The sequence below is a fragment of the Gordonia sp. NPDC003425 genome (assembly GCF_053588635.1).
The window spans coordinates 58,950-72,346 of record NZ_JBSFQI010000007.1 but is presented as its reverse complement, the minus strand read 5'-3'; the positions used below and the strand labels follow the sequence as shown (position 1 = coordinate 72,346).

Annotated in this window: 16 protein-coding genes; 14 read left to right on the top strand and 2 right to left on the bottom strand. The window is 68.8% G+C overall.

The window, feature by feature from the left end; all coding sequences use genetic code 11:
- The first annotated feature begins 20 nt into the window (after positions 1-20).
- Positions 21-458 (top strand): VOC family protein, encoded by a 438-nt coding sequence (locus tag ACWDTD_RS10675; protein ID WP_449747078.1) that lies wholly within the window; start codon positions 21-23, stop codon positions 456-458.
- A gap of 11 nt (positions 459-469) precedes the next feature.
- Here the strand turns inward: ACWDTD_RS10675 and ACWDTD_RS10670 are convergent, their stop codons facing one another.
- Positions 470-2,023 (bottom strand): MFS transporter, encoded by a 1,554-nt coding sequence (locus tag ACWDTD_RS10670; protein WP_449747238.1) that lies wholly within the window; start codon positions 2,021-2,023, stop codon positions 470-472.
- Between the two features lie 215 nt (positions 2,024-2,238).
- A complete protein-coding gene (locus ACWDTD_RS10665) occupies positions 2,239-2,694 on the bottom strand; it encodes a MarR family winged helix-turn-helix transcriptional regulator (protein WP_449747077.1) in 456 nt (151 codons plus the stop codon).
- Between the two features lie 164 nt (positions 2,695-2,858).
- Here ACWDTD_RS10665 and hisD point away from each other — a divergent pair, with 164 nt between their 5' ends.
- The 13 genes from hisD to trpC all read left to right on the top strand — a co-directional run bounded on the left by hisD (position 2,859) and on the right by trpC (position 13,395).
- Positions 2,859-4,196, top strand: coding sequence for a histidinol dehydrogenase (hisD, locus tag ACWDTD_RS10660; RefSeq protein WP_449747076.1), 1,338 nt, complete (start codon positions 2,859-2,861; stop codon positions 4,194-4,196).
- Complete coding sequence (locus ACWDTD_RS10655; protein ID WP_449747075.1) at positions 4,193-5,323, top strand: histidinol-phosphate transaminase; 1,131 nt, start codon at positions 4,193-4,195, stop codon at positions 5,321-5,323. The genes hisD and ACWDTD_RS10655 overlap by 4 nt, the downstream gene beginning before the upstream one ends.
- Positions 5,324-5,962, top strand: a complete 639-nt coding sequence (hisB, locus tag ACWDTD_RS10650) for an imidazoleglycerol-phosphate dehydratase HisB (RefSeq protein WP_449747074.1) — start codon at positions 5,324-5,326, stop codon at positions 5,960-5,962.
- Between the two features lie 54 nt (positions 5,963-6,016).
- Positions 6,017-6,658, top strand: a complete 642-nt coding sequence (gene hisH / locus ACWDTD_RS10645) for an imidazole glycerol phosphate synthase subunit HisH (protein ID WP_449747073.1) — start codon at positions 6,017-6,019, stop codon at positions 6,656-6,658.
- Complete coding sequence (locus ACWDTD_RS10640; protein ID WP_449747072.1) at positions 6,655-6,930, top strand: hypothetical protein; 276 nt, start codon at positions 6,655-6,657, stop codon at positions 6,928-6,930. The genes hisH and ACWDTD_RS10640 overlap by 4 nt, the downstream gene beginning before the upstream one ends.
- Positions 6,931-7,041: 111 nt before the next feature.
- On the top strand, positions 7,042-7,785 hold the full coding sequence (gene priA / locus ACWDTD_RS10635) for a bifunctional 1-(5-phosphoribosyl)-5-((5-phosphoribosylamino)methylideneamino)imidazole-4-carboxamide isomerase/phosphoribosylanthranilate isomerase PriA (protein ID WP_449747071.1): 744 nt from the start codon (positions 7,042-7,044) through the stop codon (positions 7,783-7,785).
- Positions 7,782-8,615, top strand: coding sequence for an inositol monophosphatase family protein (locus ACWDTD_RS10630; RefSeq protein WP_449747070.1), 834 nt, complete (start codon positions 7,782-7,784; stop codon positions 8,613-8,615). Before priA ends, ACWDTD_RS10630 begins: the two co-directional genes overlap by 4 nt.
- 73 nt (positions 8,616-8,688) lie before the next feature.
- On the top strand, positions 8,689-9,489 hold the full coding sequence (gene hisF, locus ACWDTD_RS10625) for an imidazole glycerol phosphate synthase subunit HisF (protein ID WP_449747069.1): 801 nt from the start codon (positions 8,689-8,691) through the stop codon (positions 9,487-9,489).
- A gap of 4 nt (positions 9,490-9,493) precedes the next feature.
- Positions 9,494-9,877, top strand: a complete 384-nt coding sequence (hisI, locus tag ACWDTD_RS10620; RefSeq protein WP_449747068.1) for a phosphoribosyl-AMP cyclohydrolase — start codon at positions 9,494-9,496, stop codon at positions 9,875-9,877.
- A 55-nt stretch (positions 9,878-9,932) separates the two neighbouring features.
- Positions 9,933-10,112, top strand: coding sequence for a tautomerase family protein (locus tag ACWDTD_RS10615; RefSeq protein ID WP_005179191.1), 180 nt, complete (start codon positions 9,933-9,935; stop codon positions 10,110-10,112).
- Positions 10,109-11,719 carry an anthranilate synthase component I gene (locus ACWDTD_RS10610; protein WP_449747067.1) on the top strand — a complete coding sequence of 537 codons (1,611 nt, stop codon included), beginning with the start codon at positions 10,109-10,111 and terminating at the stop codon, positions 11,717-11,719. Before ACWDTD_RS10615 ends, ACWDTD_RS10610 begins: the two co-directional genes overlap by 4 nt.
- Entirely contained in the window at positions 11,716-12,483 is a 768-nt protein-coding gene (locus ACWDTD_RS10605) for a TIGR02234 family membrane protein (RefSeq protein WP_449747066.1), read from the top strand. Before ACWDTD_RS10610 ends, ACWDTD_RS10605 begins: the two co-directional genes overlap by 4 nt.
- A 93-nt stretch (positions 12,484-12,576) precedes the next feature.
- Positions 12,577-13,395: an indole-3-glycerol phosphate synthase TrpC gene (trpC, locus tag ACWDTD_RS10600; protein WP_449747065.1), complete on the top strand. Its 819-nt coding sequence runs from the start codon at positions 12,577-12,579 to the stop codon at positions 13,393-13,395.
- The last annotated feature ends 2 nt before the right edge of the window (positions 13,396-13,397 follow it).

The following is a 13,397-nucleotide window of genomic DNA, read 5'->3' as shown; positions in this document are numbered from 1 at the left end:
GGGCGACGTGAGGAGACGAGATGACGCGCGAGATCCAAGTGACCTTCGACTGCGGTGACCCCGCGGCGCTGGCCGCATTCTGGGCCGAGGTCCTCGACTACCGACTGCAGGATCCGCCGCCCGGCTTCGCATCGTGGGACGCGGCGCTCGACGCCATGAACGTCGCGCCGGAACACCGCAACGACCGCTCGGCACTCGTCGATCCGGCCGGCGTCGGGCCGCGTATCTTCTTTCAGCGGGTTCCGGAAGGAAAACAGGCGAAAAATCGCCTCCATCTGGACGTCCGCGCAGCTCCGGGCCTTGTCGGGGACGAGCGGATGGGCGCGCTCGAGGCGGTCTGCGCCGAGTTGGTGTCCCGCGGCGCAGACCGCGTCGAGCGTTTCGAGCCGCAACCGCCGCTGCAGGCGGGTCACATCGTGATGTCCGACCCCGAGGGCAACGAGTTCTGTCTCGACTGACCGGCCGACGGTCAGTGCGTGGCGGCCACGCTTTCCGTTTCGCCGGTCATCTCGGCGCGACGCTGCTCGTCGACACTCTGCGTCTTGAGCGCCACCTCGCGGATGAAGGTGATCGCGACCAAGCCGATCGCCGCCATGATCCCGGCGATCAGGAACACCCGGGCGATGCCGTCTCCGTAGGCGCCCCGGACGACGTCGGCAACAGGTGCCGGCAGGTCGTTGAGGCCCGCGAGGCTTGCGCCCTGCCCACCTGACTGCGCGGGGTTGATGCCCATCGCGGCGAGACCCTTGGTGATCAGGTCGGTGACATGACTGGCCAAGACGGCACCCAGGACCGAGACTCCCGCTGCTCCGCCGAGTGACCGGAAGAACGTGACGGTCGACGTTGCGGCGCCGAGTTCGGCTGGAGACACATTGTTCTGTACCGCCAGCACCAGGTTCTGCATCGTCATGCCCATGCCCAGACCCAGAATGAACAGGAAGGCCCCGATCACCACCATGTCGGTGTGTGCCCCGATCGTGGAGAGCAGGAAGAAGCCGACGGTCATCAGGGCGGCACCGGCAACGAGGTAGCCCTTCCAGCGTCCGAATCGGGTGATCAGCTGACCCGACACGGTTGCCGAGAGCATCGACCCGATGATCATCGGGAGGGTGAGCAGCCCGGCCGCGGTGGGCGAGTAGCCGCGCGCGATCTGGAAGTACTGGCCGAGGAACACCGCGCCGCCGAACAGGGCCACGCCGACCGACACGCTGGCGATGGTGGCCAATGTGATGGTGCGGTCGCGGAAAAGGGTCAGCGGGATGATCGGGCTCTGCGCCCGTGACTCCACCCAGAGCGCGACCGCCAGCAGCACGACGCCCAGCGCGACGAGTCCGAACGATGTCGCCGAGACCCACGCGAAGCTGTTGCCGGCGAGGGTGACCCAGATGAGCAGAGTGCTGACCCCGGCGGCGATCAGGAACGCGCCGAGATAGTCGATGCGGACCTGCTTGCGCACGACCGGCAGGTTGAGTGTGCGCTGGATGACCAGCAGGGCGATCACCGCGAGCGGCACGCAGACATAGAAGGTCCAGCGCCAGCCCAACCAGCTGGTGTCGACGATCACGCCACCGATCAGCGGCCCGGCGACGGTGGCCAGCGCGATGACCGCGGCGATCGGGCCCTGGTAGCGGCCCCGCTCTCGCGGACTGAACATGGACGCGATCACGATCACGACGAGGGCCTGCAGACCGCCGAGACCCAGGCCCTGCACCGCGCGGAAGCCGATCAGCATGCCCACCGACTGGGACAGGCCGGCGAGAACGGACCCCAGCGTGAACAGTGTCAAGGCCACCTGCACGAGCAGCTTCTTGCTGATCAGGTCCGACAGCTTGCCCCAGATGGGAGTGGTGGCCGTCGAGGCCAGCAGAGTGGCGGTGACCACCCAGGTGTACTGGTCCTGGCTGCCGTGCAGATCGGTGATGATCACCGGCAGCGCGTTGGAGACGATGGTCGAGGACAGGAAGGCGACGAACATGCCGAGAAGTAGTCCGACGAGCGCTTCGATGCGCTGTCGATGGGTCATCGGCGTATCCGTGTCGGCCACGGTTGAGTCGTTTCGCTGAATCGGCGAACTCATGGGACCTCCTACGGCACGGCGGGACCGCGGCAGGGTCCCGATGAGAAGTGATCAGAAAATAGTTGAGATACGCAACTATATGGACAGATAGTTGTAACACGCAACTACTCGGGATCATTCCCCGAGAGGCTGTCCGCTCGGGTGGGGGCCGTTCTCGCCGGTCAGTTCCGACCGTTGGGGCCAGTGCTCTGCGGCTCGTCGACCAGCCGTTTCAGCAGTGTGGTGAGGGTGCGGATGTCGTCGGGTTCCCAGGTCGCCAGGCGTTGGCGCCAGTCGGCGTTGGCCGCGGCAGACACCTCGGCCACCCGGGTGCGGCCGGCGTCGGTCAGCGAGATCACGCGGGCGCGGGCGTCGGCGGGGTCGGGTCGACGTTGTGCCAGCCCGAGCCGGACGACCGCGTCGATCTGTCGGGTCACCGTCGACTTGTCCAGGCCCAGTGCGGCCACGAGCTGCGACATCGGAACCGAATCGTGCCGGCCCAGCATGACGATGAGGGGGTAGTTCGCCGGGTCGAGGCGCGGATCGATGGCGAATGCCTGCCGCCGGGTCCGGATTCGTCCCTGTCGGATCAGGTCGGCGAACCCGTTTTCGAGGTCGGTGATCGGATCGTCGGTCACCGCGTTCACGCTACCGGCAGCGATGCGTCGGCGAGCCCGCGCCACGGCGGCGGCCGGGGTGGGTCCGACCGCATTTCAAAACCGCTGGCATCACCCCATATCCTGGAAACACCGAGTCGGACCGGCGCTGCCGGCCGACGGGATCCGATGACCAGGAGACATTCATGCTCGCCCGAACCGACCTGCGCGGTAGCAATCCGACGCTTGCGCAACTGCGTCGCGCCCTGCCGCGTGGGGGCACCGACGTCAACGCCGTACTCGACACGGTGGCGCCGGTGGTTCACGCGATCGCCGAACGCGGTGTCGACGCGGCGCTGGAGTACGGCGAGAAGTTCGACGGTGTGCGACCGGCGTCGGTGCGGGTGCCCGCCGCGGTGATCGCCGACGCCCTCGCGCGGCTGGACCCCTCGGTGGCCGACGCGCTGCGTGAGTCGATCGCCCGGGCGCGTCTCGTGCACGCCGACCAGCGGCGCGTCACCACCCGCACGCAGGTGGTCGACGGCGGCGCGGTCAGCGAGAAGTGGATTCCGGTGCGTCGCGTCGGTCTCTATGTTCCCGGCGGCAACGCCGTCTACCCGTCGTCGGTGGTGATGAACGTGGTGCCCGCCCAGGAGGCGGGCGTGGGTTCGCTGGTGGTGGCCTCGCCGCCGCAGAAGGACTTCGACGGCTGGCCGCACCCGACCATCCTGGCCGCCTGCGCGCTCCTCGGGGTCGACGAGGTGTGGGCGGTCGGCGGCGCGCAAGGTGTCGCGCTACTCACCTACGGTGGCACCGACACCGCGGCCGGTGGCAGCGCGGTACTCGACCCGGTCGATCTGATCACCGGCCCGGGCAACATCTATGTCACCGCGGCCAAACGGCTGTGCCGCGGCCTGGTCGGCATCGACTCGGAGGCCGGGCCCACCGAGATCGCGATCCTCGCCGACGATTCGGCCAGTCCGGTGTTCGTCGCCGCCGACATGATCAGCCAGGCCGAACACGACGTCCTCGCGGCGTCGGTGCTGGTCACCGACAGTGTTGAACTCGCCGACGCCGTCGACGCCGAACTCGAATCGCAGGTGGCGCAGACCAAACACCGCGAGCGCGTGAGCGCCGCGCTGAGTGGTCGACAGTCCGGTGTGGTGCTGGTCGACGACATCGATGCCGGCCTCGACGTGGTGGACGCCTACGCCGCCGAACACCTCGAGATCCAGACGCGTGATGCCGCGCAGGTCGCCGCGCGGGTCCACAACGCGGGCGCGATCTTCGTCGGCGACTACGCCCCGGTCAGCCTCGGCGACTACTGCGCAGGCTCCAATCACGTGTTGCCGACGTCGGGTTCGGCTCGTTTCGCCTCGGGGCTCTCGGTGCAGACCTTCCTCAAGGGAGTCCACGTCGTGGACTACAGCGAGGACGCGTTGCGTGACGTCGCCGATCAGGTGGTGACCCTCGCGCAGGCCGAGGACCTCCCCGCCCACGGTGATGCGATCACGCGGCGCTTCGGCGCCGGGGTCGCGCGGTGACCGTGGTCGGGGTGCCGGGGTCGGGAATCACGGTCGCCGATCTGCCGCTGCGTGACAACCTGCGCGGCAAGAGTGCTTATGGCGCACCGCAATTGCGCGTTCCGGTGATTCTCAACACCAACGAGAACCCGCACCCGCCGTCGCCGGAACTCGTCGCCGACGTCGCCGCGTCGGCACAGTCGGCCGCCGCCGCGCTGCACCGCTACCCCGACCGGGACGCGGTGGCGTTGCGCACCGACCTCGCCGATTACCTCACTCGCGCCACCGGGGTGCCGCTGTCGGTCGACAATGTGTGGGCCGCAAACGGTTCCAACGAGATCCTGCAGCAACTGCTGCAGGCCTTCGGTGGGCCCGGACGCAGCGCCATCGGGTTCGTCCCGTCGTATTCGATGCACCCGATCATCTCCGACGGCACCGACACCACCTGGCTGCAGGCGCCACGCGCCTCCGATTTCTCGCTCGACATCGCCTATGCCGTCGCCGAGGTGACCAACCGGGCGCCCGATGTGGTGTTCCTGACCTCGCCCAACAATCCGACGGGACAGTCGATCCCGAATGACGGATTGCGCGCCGTGATCGCGGCCGCCCCTGGCATCGTCATCGTCGACGAGGCGTACGGCGAGTTCTCCGAACAGCCCAGCGCCGTGGAACTCATCGACGAGTTCCCGACGAAGGTGGTGGTGAGCCGCACGATGAGCAAGGCATTCGCCTTCGCCGGTGGCCGGCTCGGTTATCTGGCCGCCGCACCGGCGATCGTCGAGGCGCTGCAACTCGTGCGGCTGCCCTATCACCTGTCGGTGCTCACGCAGGCTGCCGCCCGGGCTGCGCTACGGCACTCCACCGAGACGCTCGCGGGCGTGTCCGCGATCATCGCCGAGCGCAAGCGAGTGACCGCCGAACTGGCCGCAGCCGGTTTCGACGTCGTCGACTCGGATGCCAACTTCGTGTTGTTCGGACGTTTCGCCGACGCGCCCGCGTCGTGGCGGGATTACCTCGACCACGGCGTGTTGATCCGTGACGTCGGGATTCCGTCGTACCTGCGTGTCACCATCGGGCTGCGGGCCGAGAACGACGCCTTCCTCGATGTCAGCCGATCCCTCGCAACCACCAACCTGGAGAGACGCTAAGTGGCCACCACACCGGAGCCGACCACCGCGCCGCGCATCGCGCGAGTCGAACGCACGACGAAGGAGTCGTCGATCACCGTCGAGTTGAACCTCGACGGCACCGGCGTCACCGACATCTCCACCGGCATCGCGTTCTTCGACCACATGCTCACCGCCTTCGGTGCGCACGGCAGCTTCGACCTGTCCGTGTCGGCCACCGGCGACGTGGACGTGGAGGGTCACCACACGATCGAGGACACGGCGATCGTGCTGGGTCAGGCGTTCGGTGAGGCGCTCGGCGACAAGAAGGGCATTCGCCGCTTCGGCGACTGCTACATCCCGATGGACGAAACCCTCGCCCACGCCGTTGTCGACGTCTCCGGACGGCCGTACTGCGTGCACACCGGCGAACCCGAACACCTGCTCACCGCGGTGATCGGGGGATATCCGGGGGTGCCGTATTCGACGGTGATCAACCGGCATGTGTTCGAGTCGATCGCGCTCAACGCACGCATCGCGCTGCATGTGCGGGTGCTCTACGGGCGCGATCAGCACCACATCACCGAAGCCGAGTACAAGGCGGTGGCGCGTGCCCTGCGGCAGGCCACCGAGCCGGATCCGCGGGTCAGCGGTGTGCCGTCCACCAAGGGTGCCCTGTGAGCGCAGCGAACGTGGGGATGTCACGGTGAGCGCAGCGAACGTGGGGGTGTCACGGTGAGCGCAGCGAACGTCGTGGTCCTCGACTACGGGTCGGGCAATCTGCGTTCGGCGCAGCGGGCACTGGAACGCACCGGCGCAACCGTCACCGTGACCGGCGATTTCGCCACCGCGCTGGATGCCGATGGCCTCGTGGTCCCCGGGGTGGGGGCGTTCGCCGCGTGCATGGACGGCCTGCTGGCCGTGAAGGGCGACCGCATCATCGGGCGGCGGCTCGCCGGCGGCCGCCCGGTGCTCGGTATCTGCGTCGGCATGCAGATCCTCTTCGACCGCGGCGTCGAATTCGGTGTCGAAGCGGCCGGATGCGGGGAATGGCCGGGCACCGTCAGCCGTCTGCCCGCACGCATCCTGCCGCACATGGGCTGGAATACGGTCGCCGCACCAGCGGATTCGGTGCTTTTCGACGGACTCGACGCGGACACCCGCTTCTACTTCGTGCACTCCTATGCCGCGCAATCGTGGGAGATGGACCACGAGGGTTCACCGCTGGCAGCGCCGCGGCTGACATGGGCCGAACACGGCGGACCGTTCCTGGCGGCGGTGGAGAACGGTCCGCTGTCGGCCACCCAGTTCCATCCGGAGAAATCCGGTGACGCCGGTGCGCATCTGCTGCGCAACTGGGTGGGGAGCCTGTCATGAGCGAACCGGTGCCACCGTCGTCGCCCGATCCGGGCTATCGCTTCTCCTACGGGCGGTTCGTGTTCTTCACGCTCGGCGCGGGTGTGTTGGCGCTGGTGGTGGGCGTGCCGATCATTCTGGCGCTGGCACACTGGACCCCGGTGGCCGGCTTGGTGGCGGCGCTTGTCACGGTGCTCGCGATGATCGCGGCGATCGGCCTGACCGCGCGTCGTCTGCTGGCCGCCGCCGAGGCGCAGATCCGCAGCGGACGCGACCAGTCCGGACCGCGATGACCCCGAGCCGGCGCGGATCAGCTGCCCGCACACCTGATATGCCGCACACCTCATACACGGCGGCTACTCGATACACAGCCATCACTCGATAGACAGGAAGTCATTCACCCCATGGGTCACACCCTCGAACTGCTCCCCGCCGTCGACGTCGCCGACGGACAGGCGGTGCGTCTTGTGCAGGGCGCCGCAGGCACCGAAACGTCCTACGGATCGCCTCGCGATGCCGCCCTGGCCTGGCAGCGCGACGGCGCCGAATGGATTCACCTCGTCGATCTCGACGCCGCCTTCGGTCGCGGCAACAATCGGGAACTCCTCGCCGGGGTTGTCGGCGAACTCGACGTGAAGGTGGAACTCTCCGGCGGCATCCGCGACGACGAGTCGCTCGCTGCGGCGCTGGCCACCGGGTGCACCCGCGTCAATCTGGGCACCGCCGCCCTCGAACACCCCGACTGGTGTGCGCGGGCGATCGCCGAGCACGGTGAGCGCATCGCGGTGGGTCTCGACGTGATCCGCGACGGCGAGTCCTATCGTCTGCGCGGGCGTGGCTGGGTGACCGATGGCGGTGACCTGTGGGAGGTGCTCGACCGCCTCGACCGCGACGGCTGCGCCCGCTATGTCGTGACCGATGTGTCCAAGGACGGGACGCTCGCGGGCCCGAATCTCGAGCTTCTCGCCGAGGTCGCCAAGGCCACCGACGCGCCGGTCGTCGCCTCCGGTGGGGTGTCGGCGCTCGACGACCTGATCGCCATCGCCGGTCTCGTCGATCGGGGAGTGGAAGGCGCGATCGTCGGAAAGGCGCTCTACGCAAGACGATTCACGCTTCCCGAGGCATTGTCGGCGGTCGGTGGGCGGTGACTGCACGTCCCGACCCCGAGCCGGCACGGTTGCTCGACGTCGCCGCCGACATCCTCGACGGTGCCGCTGAGGCGTTCGTCGCGGGTCTCGGTGCACCCAGCGCGGTGAGCAAGGGTGCCACCGACTTCGCCACCCAGGTCGATCTGGACCTCGAACGCCGGATCCGGGACGAGTTGGTCGCCCGAACCGGGATCGCGGTGCACGGCGAGGAGTACGGGGGTCCGGCGGTCACCGACGGACCGGTGTGGATTCTCGATCCCGTCGACGGCACCTACAACTACTCCACCGGGATGCCGCTGGCCGCCATCCTGCTCGCGCTCGTGGTCGACGGTGAGGCCGTACTCGGGTTGACCTGGATGCCGCTGCTCGGGCGTCGCTACGCCGCGCACGTCGACGGGCCGCTGCTGCTCAACGGCGCGCCGGTGCACCGGCCGCCCGCCGCACCCCTGCAACGGTCCGCGGTGGCCTTCGGCCCGTTCAACGTGATGCACGGTGGTCGGTATCCCGGTGCGCGGCGTGCCGCGCTGCTCGAGGCGCTGAGCTCACGGGCGGCCCGGCTGCGCATGACAGGGAGCACCGGCGTCGACATGGCGTTCGCCGCCGCCGGCGTGTTCGGGGCCGCGATCGCCTTCGGTGGGCATCCCTGGGACAACGCCGCCGGTGCGGCGCTGATGCGCGCCGCCGGTGGGGTGGCCACCGACCTGAGCGGGGCTCCCTGGACCGTCACGTCGCCGTCGTTGGTCGCCGGTGCGCCGGGCATTCACGCGGAACTGATGGCGTTGATCGACGAGGTGGCCGGCGACTGGTCGGCCGGAGAGGGGAGTGCGTGATGACGCTGGCAACCCGGGTCATTCCCTGCCTGGACGGTGACATGGCGGACGCCTCGGCAGGGAGGACTTCACGATGACCCTTGCGACCCGAGTCATTCCCTGCCTCGACGTGGACGACGGCCGCGTGGTCAAGGGCGTGAACTTCCAGAATCTGCGCGACGCGGGCGACCCGGTGGAGTTGGCCGCGCGCTACGACGCCGAGGGGGCCGACGAACTCACCTTCCTCGACGTGACGGCGTCGAGTTCGGGTCGCGCCACCATGATCGAGGTGGTGCATCGCACCGCCGACGCGATCTTCATCCCGCTCACCGTCGGCGGTGGCATCCGCACCGTCGACGACGTGGACGCGATGCTGCGTGCCGGTGCCGACAAGGTGAGCGTGAACACCGCCGCCATCGCCCGCCCGGAGGTGCTCGGCGAGATGAGCCGACGATTCGGGTCCCAGTGCATCGTGTTGTCGGTGGATGCGCGCACGGTGCCCGCCGACGGCGAACCCACCCCGTCGGGGTGGGAGGTCACCACCCACGGTGGTCGCAAGGGCACCGGCCTCGACGCCGTCGAGTGGGCGCGGCGGGGTCAAGAACTGGGGGTCGGCGAGATCCTGCTGAACTCGATGGACGCCGACGGCACCAAGCGGGGATTCGACCTGCGCATGCTGGCCGCGGTCCGCGCGGTGGTCGAGGTTCCGGTGATCGCCAGCGGTGGCGCGGGCAAGGCCGCCGACTTCGCGCCCGCCGTGCACGCCGGCGCCGACGCGGTGCTGGCCGCATCGGTGTTCCACTTCGGTGAACTCACCATTCCCGAGGTCAAGGACGCGATGGCGGCGGATGGGATCGTCGTGCGGACCGCACGCGACACCGAGGGAAAGGTCTGAGCCGATGGCACTCGACGCCGAACTCGCCGCGAAGCTCAAACGGAACGCCGACGGCTTGTTCGCCGTGGTCGCCCAGGAGCGTTCTACCGGCGACGTGCTGATGGTGGCGTGGATGGACGACACCGCGCTCGACCGCACCCTGCGCACGCGACGCGCCACCTACTACTCGCGATCACGACAGGAGTACTGGGTGAAAGGGGAGACCAGCGGACATACACAGTACGTGCACGACGCGCGCCTCGACTGCGACGGCGACACCGTCCTGCTGGTGGTCGACCAGGTGGGCGCGGCGTGTCACACCGGAAACCACAGTTGTTTCGACACCGAGTCGCTGAGGTTCGACCTGCCCGGCGACGACGTGAATTCCAGCCCTGGGACAATCGGGTGACGGACCGATCGACGGCCCGTTGCACGGGCCAATCCACGAAGGCGGTGACTCACCGATGCCCCTGATCCAGATCTCGCAGACCCCGGGCCTGAGCGATCGGGTGAAACGCGAGACGATCGCTGCGGTGACCGAGGCGTACGCCAAGGCCACCGGAAAGAACCCCGATTCGGTCTGGGTGACGATCACCGAGGTCCCGCGGTCGCAGTGGGGTGTCGGCGGCGAGCCCCTCGGATGAATACTGATCCCACCGCTCTGCCCGACACCGAGCTCCACCCGGGCGCGACGTCGCCGTCCCGGTCGGACACCACCACTCTCGCGGAGTTCCTCGACCTCGCCGCCGATCACCGCGTGGTACCCGTCACCCGCAAGGTGCTCGCCGACTCCGAGACACCGTTGTCGGCGTACCGCAAGCTTGCCGGCGACCGGGCCGGCACCTTCCTGCTGGAGTCCGCGGAGAACGGCCGGTCCTGGTCACGCTGGTCGTTCATCGGCGCCGGGGCGCCGTCGGCGCTCACCGTGGTCGACGGCAAGGCCGCCTGGTGGGGCACCGTCCCCGCCGGAGCACCCGTCGACGGGGATCCGCTCACCGTGCTGGCCGAATCGCTGCGCCTACTGGCCACCGATCCACTGCCCGGCATGCCGCCGCTGACCGGCGGGTTCGTCGGGTTCATGGCCTACGACATGGTGCGCAGGCTCGAACGCCTCCCCGAGACCACCGTCGACGATCTGCGTCTGCCCGATCTGATGATGTTGCTGGCCACCGACCTCGCCGCCGTCGATCACCACGAGGGCACCATCACGCTCATCGCGAACGCCGTCAACTGGGACGGGTCCGATGCCCGCGCCGAACAGGCCTACGCCGACGCCGTCGACCGCCTCGACCGGATGACCGACGCGCTTGCCGCGCCGGCACCGTCGACGGTGTCGCGCTTCGACCGGCCCGCGCCGGAATTCGCCGTCCAGCGCACGCGCGAGGAGTACGGCGAGATCGTCTCCGCTCTGGTCGGCGAGATCGAGGCGGGTGAGGCATTCCAGGTGGTGCCGTCGATGCGCTTCGAGATGGCCACCGACGCCGACCCGCTCGAGGTGTACCGGGTGCTGCGGGCCTCCAATCCCAGCCCGTACATGTATCTGCTGCGGATGCCCGGCGTGAGCGGGCGCGAGCCGTTCACCGTCGTCGGGTCCAGTCCCGAGGCGCTGGTGACCGTGCACGATCGGGTGGCCACCACCCATCCCATTGCCGGCACCCGCTGGCGTGGCGCCACCGAGGAGGAGGATCAGCTCCTCGCCAAGGGCCTCGTGGAGGACGAGAAGGAGAACGCCGAGCACCTGATGCTCGTCGACCTCGGACGTAACGACCTGGGCCGCGTGTGTGCTCCCGGCACGGTCAAGGTGAGCGACTATCGCCATGTCGAGCGGTACAGCCACGTGATGCATCTGGTGTCCACGGTGTCGGGCACGCTGCGGTCGGACAAACACGCACTCGACGCGATCACCGCATGCTTTCCGGCGGGGACGCTCACCGGTGCCCCCAAGGTGCGCGCGATGGAGCTGATCGAACAGCACGAGATGACGCGTCGCGGACTCTACGGCGGCATCGTCGGCTACCTCGACTTCGCCGGTGACGCCGACACCGCGATCGCCATCCGCACCGCGCTGATGTCCGACGGCACCGCATACGTGCAGGCCGGCGGCGGTGTGGTGGCCGACAGCGAACCTGATTACGAGTACAACGAGGCACGCAACAAGGCCACCGCGGTCCTCAACGCGGTGGCCGCTGCGGCCACGATGCGCCTTGTCGGCGACCACGCCGCCACGGCCACGCCGGAGGCGCCGCGATGACCACTCCCGACCCCGCCGAGCGTGCCCAGAATCCGGTCGAGCGTGCCCAGAATCCGGTTGAGCGTGCCCAGAATCCGGCCTCGCGGTGGACCACGCGTCGCGTGAAGACACTCGCCGCGGTACTGATGGCGGCAGCAGCGCTGTTCTTCTGGACCGCGTCGCGTCTCACCTGGGCGCGGGTGCTCGCCGCCGACGGCCTCTCGCCCGCACGCACCTTCGACGTCAAGGGTGCCGACTGGAGCCCGTGGCTCACTCCGCTCGCGCTGGTGATGCTCGCGGCCATCCTCGCCGCGATGTCGTTGCGCGGATGGGGCCTGCGGGTGGTGGCGGTGCTCATCGCCGCCGCCGGGGTGCTGGCCGCCGTGCCTGCGCTGTCGCTGGTGATGGGCGGCACCAACGACCTCTACGCGGCCCGCGCCGCAGGGCTTGCCGACCGCTACGTCGTGCAGCTCGTCACCACGGTGAACTGGGCCGCCGCAGTGGTCCTCGCGGGCTCGGTGTGCGCGGTGGCCGCGGGCGTGCTGCTCGTCCGAGTGGCCTCCGGTGCCGGGATGTCGTCGAAGTACAAGACACCCGCGGCGCGACGTGAAGAACTCGAACGGCAGGTTTTCGCCGAGCACGAACGGAAGAAGCTCGACGACGACCGTCGCGCTGCCTCCGACGATGCAACCACCGACCCCGACGCTCCCTCCGATGATGCGCCGAATGAACGCATGATGTGGGACGCGCTGGACACCGGGATCGATCCCACCGACCAACGGTGAACCGATGAGCCTGCGCCAAGCACAACCCGATCCGCATCGGCCGGAGACGGCCGTCTACCCTGAGACCACGACGACGAAAGGGAATCAGCTGCCGTGAGCACGCCCACCGTCCTCGATTCGATCATCGAGGGAGTGAAAGCCGACGTCGCCGCGCGCGAAGCCGTTGTCGATTACGCGGAGATCAAGGCGGCGTCCCTGGCGGCGCCCGCGCCCAAGGATGCCATGGCGGCTCTCCGGCTACCCGGGATCGGAGTCATCGCCGAGGTCAAACGCGCCAGCCCGTCCAAGGGTGAGCTCGCCGACATCCCCGACCCCGCCGACCTCGCCCGCGCTTACGAATCCGGTGGCGCGCGCATCATCAGCGTGCTGACCGAGCAACGTCGTTTCCACGGTTCACTCGACGATCTCGACACCGTCCGCGCCGCCGTCACCATCCCGGTGTTACGCAAGGACTTCATCGTCGGGCCGTATCAGATCCACGAGGCACGCGCCCACGGCGCCGACGTCATCCTGCTCATCGTCGCCGCCCTGGAACAGAACGTACTGGCGTCGTTGCTCGACCGTACCGAGAGCCTGGGCATGACCGCGCTCGTCGAGGTGCACACCGAGGATGAGGCGAACCGCGCGCTGGAGGCGGGAGCCTCGGTGATCGGCGTCAACAACCGCAATCTGAAGACCCTCGAGGTGGATCGTGACACCTTCGCGCGGATCGCGCCGGGATTGCCCACCGAGGTGATCCGAATCGCCGAATCGGGTGTGCGCGGCACCGCCGACCTGCTCGCCTTCGCCGGCGCGGGCGCCGACGCCGTCCTCGTCGGTGAGGGGCTGGTCACCAGCGGCGATCCCCGCGCCGCGGTCTCCGAGCTGGTGACCGCGGGCACCCACCCGTCCTGTCCGAAACCCGTTCGCTGACA